The following is a 6,084-nucleotide window of genomic DNA, read 5'->3' as shown; positions in this document are numbered from 1 at the left end:
GACTGACCGCCCTGCAGACCAAGCAACAGCTCGGTGTCCAGGCGCTGTCCATCGCCAATAGCTCGAGCTCGGCCCTCCTGGGCCTGTTCCGCTAACCGCGTGACCGGGGGCGGTTCATACCGCCCCCAACCACCCGGGCCTTGAACAAAGGGCCCTAGTCAGGAGGCGTCCAGAAAGGGCGCTCAAGGGAGATGAGCCAGAATGTCGAACCCGTAAGAGCGGTGTCATTGACGCTCATAAAGTCCGGTGCGGATGCATCGGGGCCGAACATGTCGAACCAGCGTGAGGCACGGCAAGGTGCCGAAACCCTGACCAACCATCGCCTGATCATCGAGGGCGATCCGGTGTCCGGCTATGTTTATAAGAGCGTCGATCGACTGACCGGTCAGGTTGTCAGCGCCTATCCGCGCGAGGCCGTGATCCGGCTCAAGTCCGAGCCCAGCTATGCCCAGGGATCTGTGATCGACACCCAGGCCTGAGCGAGAGCCAGCCGCTCGTTCGAAGAAATTCCCGCGCAGGCATCCTCGCCGCGCGGCATTTGGCGTTCCGACCTCGTTAACCATACGCACACGACTCGGCCCATAGGATTCCAGCGATACCCTTGGGGGACCGGCTCAAAATGACCACCAGCGTTCATACAAACTCGGCGGCACTGATCGCCCTTCAGAATCTTAACCGCACGAACGATCGTCTGGGCGACGTTCAGAACCGGGTTTCTACGGGTTTGAAGGTTCAGGGCGCGCGTGACAACGCGGCGATCTGGGCGGTGGCCGAGGGACAGCGCGCTGACATGAAGGCGCTTGAGTCCGTCACCAACAGCCTGAACCGCGCCAAGTCTGTGGCCGATGTCTCCTTGGCGGCAGGCGAACAGATCGTCGAGCTGATCGGCGAGCTTCGTCAGCACGCCACCGCGGCCGCCGATCCTTCGATCAGCGCGGCGTCGCGAGCCGCCTATAATCAGGATTTCCAGGCTCTGCTGGCGTCGATCACGTCGTTCGCAGACAATGCCTCGTTCGACGGCTCAAACATTCTCAACAACTCGCTGACGGCCGATCTCGCCTTCCTGGCGAATACGGATGCGACGGAGACCATTCCGTTGACGCGTCAGGATTTGTCGCTCACGGGGCTGGGGCTAAGCGGCGACCTGTTGACGGCGGCCAATGCAACGACGGCGCTGGGCCTCGTGGAAACCGCCTTGGCCACGGCAACCTCGCGCATGGCGGCTCTTGGGGCTGAATCCAAGCGGATCGACCAGCATCTGGTCTTCGTCTCGAAACTGGCAGACACCCTCGAAACCGGCATCGGCCAGCTGGTTGACGCCGATCTTGCGAAGGAGTCCGCGCGGCTCCAGGCGCTCCAGGTCCAGCAGCAGCTAGGGGCCCAAGCCCTTTCGATCGCCAACTCGGCTCCGCAGATCGTCCTGTCGTTGTTCCGTAACGGCTAACTAGCTGACCGGACCGATGTGAACCCAGGGCTGCCGCCGCGGGGCGGAACGCCGAACAAAACCGTACTGAGACAGAACCCAGATCAGGGCATTTCTTAGAGCGGCCATGGTGGACCTCCTCATCATGCGCGGGCCAAACGCCTCCCGCAGAGGATCGTTCCGCTCACAGAGCAACGTTACTGTGAGTCGTTTGGAACGCCATCCCGGCTGCGACGTGGCCCGAACGCGGCAACTTTAGGGATTCTTAGGCACGGCCACGTCATTCTTGGACGTTATGGCGCTTAATGCGACGAGCATGGGCTACCTCGCCGGTTTGTTCGGCGGGACGATCACGGTTCCGTCCAGCGGCGGGATCGGTCTTGGCGCATCCTCAGTCGATCGCACCCCCACAGCTCCGTGGGTCGGCGCGGCCAAGAGTGAGCCGAGTGCTCTGGTGCGCTCTGCCCTGGCCGGGGCCCGGTTTGTCGACCTGCGGACGCCTGTGATCGATGCCAAGGGGGCAGCCGAGGACTACCGGCGCCTGTTTGCCTTGCATCAGGGGCTGGCCATGCTGGACGCGGTGGCGCTGCGGGCCGACAACAAGTCGACGCCGACGACCGAGTTGGCGCGGCTGGAGCGGACCTTCCAATCAGGCCTGAAGGAAATCAACAGCTTCCTGGCCAGCGATGCCTTTGAGTCGATCCGCATTGCGCGAACCGCCGCAGGAGCGACAGCCAAGGCGACCGTCGGCCCTGCCAAGGCGGCCTATACCTATGTGACACCGGCCATCCATGGCGGTCTGCTCTCCGAGCCGGTCGACGCCTATGCCGGCGATGTCCGGTTCAGCCTGACCGTCACCCGGCTGACCGGGGACACGACGATCAATTTCGACCTGGCGGAGATGGGCTCGACGGAGCGCACGCTCAGTCAGGTCAATGCCTATTTCAACCAGAAGCTGGCCGATGCCGGGGTCGAAACCCGGTTCGGGATGCAGGTGATCGCCGGGACGCCCAAGACGATGAAGGTCGGAGATCGGACCCTGACCCTGCCATCCGACAACGACAGCTATGCCCTCGCGGTCAAGGCGATCTCGACGGAAACCCTCAGCTTTTCAGCATCGGACCGGTCCGATGCCGTCTTTGTGGCGCAGGTCGGCGGCAAGGACGGCCAGCTCTCGCTGGCCAAGTACCAGGCCGATACCGGCCAGGTTGGTGCAGGCGCGCCGCCGGTTCCGACCGGCCAGGGCGATATGCCGGTCCAGGACCGTGCCCGCCTGGCGGCCCTATCGGCCGGGCTGGACGAAGTCCGCGCGGTACGCACCGGCGCTGACGGGTCGGTCTATGTGCTGGGCGAGGCAGACGGCACCGTCGACGGCCAGACCATCAAGGGAGCGCGCGACGCGGTCCTGCAAAAGTACGATTCGGCAGGGCGTCTGGTGTTTACCCGCACCCTGGGAGCCGCCAGTGAGGCCATGGCCCGCGATTTCGCCATCGGCGACGATGGCCGCATCGCCGTCGTGGGATCGGTCACCGGGGCGTTGGACGGCGGCAAGGTGGGGGCGGATGCGACCAAGGCCGACAGCTTTCTCACGGTTTTCGATGCCCAGGGCGGCGAGCTGTGGACCGAACGTCGGGCCGCGCGCGCCGAGGATGAGGCGACATCGGTGGCCTTTGGAGCCGATGGTTCGATCTATGTGAGCGGTCGCACCCGTTCGGGAATGGCTGGTGCCGGTGCGCTCGGGGGCTGGGACGGCTACCTCCAGACCGTCTCTGCGACGGGCGGCTTCCTCGGCACCCAGCAGTTCGGAACCAGCGGGGACGATGCCGCGTCACGCATCGCGGTCGAAGGCACGACCCTCATCGTGGCTGGAATCGACAATGGGCGGGCTGTGCTGCGCAGATACGACCTGAGCGACCCGCAGGCTCCGAGCCTCGTGGCGATGCGCGATCTCGGCAACCTTCAGGGCGACCTGGCGTCACTGTCTCTGGATGGCGGGCGGGTGATCGTGACCGGAACCAGCCGCAACGCGTCGCTGGGTGACGGTGTCGCGGGCAATAGCCATGCTGGCGGCCAGGACGCCTTCGTGCTGCGCCTGGATGGGAGCCTGACTGCAGATGCGGCCGACCGGATGACCTTCATCGGTGGGGTCGGTGATGATTCTGCGGTGTCTGCCGCGGTTCAGGATGGCAAGATCTGGCTGACGGGACAGGTTTCCGTCGTCGGGGAGGGGGCCACCCAGACCGCGACCGGGCGTCTGCTTCGACTGGACGCCGACAGCGGAACCATCGAATGGCAGCGCGAATTCCAGGGCAAGGACGGTCGCATTCGCCCGATGGCGGTCGGCGTGGCCACCGGAGGGGCCAGTGTTCTGGACCGGCTGGGCCTGCCGCAGGGCACGATCGACTTCAAGCCGTCTCAAAAGCTGGTGGATGCCACCTCGGTGCGGGCCGGTGATCAGTTCATGCTCGATCTGGGGTCGGGGCGTCTGCGCACCATCACCATCGAGGCCAACGATACCTACGACACCCTGGCCAAGAAGATCTCCACGGCGTCCCAGAATCGTCTCGAAGCCAAGGTTCTCCCTTCCGATGGCGTCCAAGGCCTCAAGGTTTCGCTCAAGCCGGGCCGGGCACCGGTCGAAATCATTGCTGGATCGCTCGGGCGCGATGCGCTGGAGGCCATGGGCCTGGCCCAGACGCTGTTGCACCCGTCCGGTGGCCTGGCGGATGATCGGGCGGTCTATGCCTTGCGGATGCAGACCGACCTGACGCTCACCTCCAAGGCGGGGATCAAGGCGGCGCGGGATTCCATCCAGGCGGCCAAGCTGCAACTGATGGCGGCCTATCGAAAGCTGACAGAGTTGGACAACCCTCAGGCCGCCGCCTTGGCCAATCCCGTCTATTCCGAATACCAGTCCAAGCAGATGGCGAATTATCAGGCGGCTCTGATCAAGCTCGGAGGCGGTTGACGCAGGGCCATGAGACGGCCTTATTGCCGCACCACAAACAGCGGCGATGGTCATGGATAATCAGCGTCTCGTCCTCATTCTCGGCGGTGTTGCCGCCATCCTGACCGCCGGGCTGGCAGCCATCCTGCTGACGGGTGGCCCGTCGGATCGCGATCGTGAGGACACAGAGACGCCCCCCGAGCGCGCCGGCCTACAGTTGAATGTGTCGGACCCGGAATCTCTCAGCCCGGATCAGCAGCTGCGTTGTTTTGTCGGTGGCCAGTTTGTCGGCATGGCGACCTTGGCCGATTGCGCCCAGCGCAACGGCGTTGCCTCCCAGGCGTTGGATGTCGGGCTGGATTCAACCGGAGCTTTGACGGCGATCCCCTTTACGCCGCCGCCTGAACTTCCGCCGCTCGTCGACGAGCCGGACCCAATGCCCGTAACGGAACAGGTCGATGCCCGTCCGGTGGAGCCGCGTCCCGGGCCCCAGGCCCAGCAGGCGTCGGGCCAACGCTGTATGCGTCACGCCGGCGGCGAATGGCGCGAAGTCGGGACCATGTCGCTGGGGGCCTGTGTTCAGTCGCTCTATGGCGGACGGTGCGAACAGCTCGGCGGAGCCTCCTACGGGCGCTGGGGTGACACCACCCTGAGGCTGGTCCCCGGGCGTGTGGAACAGTCGAGCGACAACACCAACTTCCGCGCAATTGCCCCGCAAGGCCGGGATTGTTCAATCGGAGACGTTCGTTGATGCGTACCCTTCTGTTCGCCGCAGCGTGTGGTCTGACCCTGGCCGGATGCCAGGCCAAGATTGAAGTTCCCGACGCGCCCAACGGGACCTGCTTTCTGGTTGCGCCCCAGCAGGACGGCACCGTCAATTTCACCGCCATGCCTGATCTCCAGCCGAATATGGAGAACTGTGCGGCGCGCCTCGAAGAGAACCGCGTCCGGTGGTTGCGCATGGGCGGAACGCGCCGCGAGGTGATCGGCTACTACGGAAGCCAGTATCTGTTTGTGGATAGTGCAGGGGTGTCGCTGTCACGCCATCTGGACGGTGGGCGGTTCATCGCGCTACGCCGGACGCACGACGGGCGGCTCGCGATTCCGGGGGCCTTCGCTCAGGAGCCGGCCGCGCCCGAAACGGGGGGCGGTTGACCTTCCGGGTGACCAGAACATAAATAGAACATCGCCATCCACCACGACGGATGGTCAAGCACGGAAAGGAGCCTCCCCATGGCGGGAAGCGTGAACAAGGTCATTCTGGTCGGAAACCTCGGGCGGGACCCGGAGATTCGCACGCTCAACTCGGGCGACCGCGTTGCCAACCTCAATGTCGCGACGTCTGAGACGTGGCGCGACAAGTCGAGCGGCGAGCGCAAGGAAAAGACCGAGTGGCACCGCGTGGTTATCTTCAACGAGAACCTGGTGAAGGTGGCGGAAAACTACCTGCGCAAGGGTGCCAAGGTTTACATCGAAGGTCAGCTGTCGACCCGCAAGTACGAGCAGAACGGCGTCGAGAAGTACTCGACCGAGATCGTGCTTCAACGCTTCCGTGGCGAACTGACCATGCTGGATGGCCGCAACGAAGGGGGTGGGGCCTCGTCGGGTGATGACTACGGCGGCTATTCGGGTGGCGGCCAGCCGGCCCGCTCCAGTGGCCCCAAGCAGGACTTTCCGATGGATGACGACATCCCCTTCTAGGGGTGTCGGATCG

General features: G+C 64.5%; 6 protein-coding genes and 1 pseudogene. All 7 read left to right on the top strand.

All coding sequences use genetic code 11. The features are described 5' to 3' along the window. Positions 1 to 95 (top strand): annotated as a pseudogene (locus G391_RS15660) (flagellin); the annotation flags it as partial. 174 nt (positions 96 to 269) lie between these two features. After that, positions 270 to 479 (top strand): hypothetical protein, encoded by a 210-nt coding sequence (locus G391_RS14855; protein WP_035304536.1) that lies wholly within the window; start codon positions 270 to 272, stop codon positions 477 to 479. A gap of 140 nt (positions 480 to 619) precedes the next feature. Then, entirely contained in the window at positions 620 to 1,444 is an 825-nt protein-coding gene (locus G391_RS0112275; RefSeq protein ID WP_029087772.1) for a flagellin, read from the top strand. Between the two features lie 295 nt (positions 1,445 to 1,739). Beyond that, the gene (locus tag G391_RS0112270; RefSeq protein WP_051257377.1) at positions 1,740 to 4,391 is read left to right on the top strand and encodes a hypothetical protein; all 2,652 of its coding nucleotides are present in this window, start codon (positions 1,740 to 1,742) and stop codon (positions 4,389 to 4,391) included. Positions 4,392 to 4,443: 52 nt separating this feature from the next. After that, entirely contained in the window at positions 4,444 to 5,121 is a 678-nt protein-coding gene (locus G391_RS0112265; protein ID WP_029087770.1) for a hypothetical protein, read from the top strand. Then, a complete protein-coding gene (locus tag G391_RS14850; protein WP_051257375.1) occupies positions 5,121 to 5,525 on the top strand; it encodes a hypothetical protein in 405 nt (134 codons plus the stop codon). The genes G391_RS0112265 and G391_RS14850 overlap by 1 nt, the downstream gene beginning before the upstream one ends. Before the next feature lie 78 nt (positions 5,526 to 5,603). Further along, positions 5,604 to 6,071 (top strand): single-stranded DNA-binding protein, encoded by a 468-nt coding sequence (gene ssb, locus G391_RS0112255; RefSeq protein ID WP_029087769.1) that lies wholly within the window; start codon positions 5,604 to 5,606, stop codon positions 6,069 to 6,071. Positions 6,072 to 6,084 lie beyond the last annotated feature (13 nt).

The sequence above is a fragment of the Brevundimonas aveniformis DSM 17977 genome, assembly GCF_000428765.1.
Taxonomy (GTDB): domain Bacteria; phylum Pseudomonadota; class Alphaproteobacteria; order Caulobacterales; family Caulobacteraceae; genus Brevundimonas; species Brevundimonas aveniformis.
Note: the sequence above shows the minus strand (reverse complement) of the source record. Positions and strands in the feature narration are given on the sequence as shown.

Bases quoted from the DNA above. Each gene is read 5' to 3' on its own strand.
- G391_RS0112265 (WP_029087770.1), top strand. From the start codon at position 4,444: ATGGATAATCAGCGTCTCGTCCTCATTCTCGGCGGTGTTGCCGCCATC.
- G391_RS0112275 (WP_029087772.1), top strand. From the start codon at position 620: ATGACCACCAGCGTTCATACAAACTCGGCGGCACTGATCGCCCTTCAG.
- G391_RS0112270 (WP_051257377.1), top strand. From the start codon at position 1,740: ATGGGCTACCTCGCCGGTTTGTTCGGCGGGACGATCACGGTTCCGTCC.
- ssb (WP_029087769.1), top strand. From the start codon at position 5,604: ATGGCGGGAAGCGTGAACAAGGTCATTCTGGTCGGAAACCTCGGGCGG.
- G391_RS14855 (WP_035304536.1), top strand. From the start codon at position 270: ATGTCGAACCAGCGTGAGGCACGGCAAGGTGCCGAAACCCTGACCAAC.
- G391_RS14850 (WP_051257375.1), top strand. From the start codon at position 5,121: ATGCGTACCCTTCTGTTCGCCGCAGCGTGTGGTCTGACCCTGGCCGGA.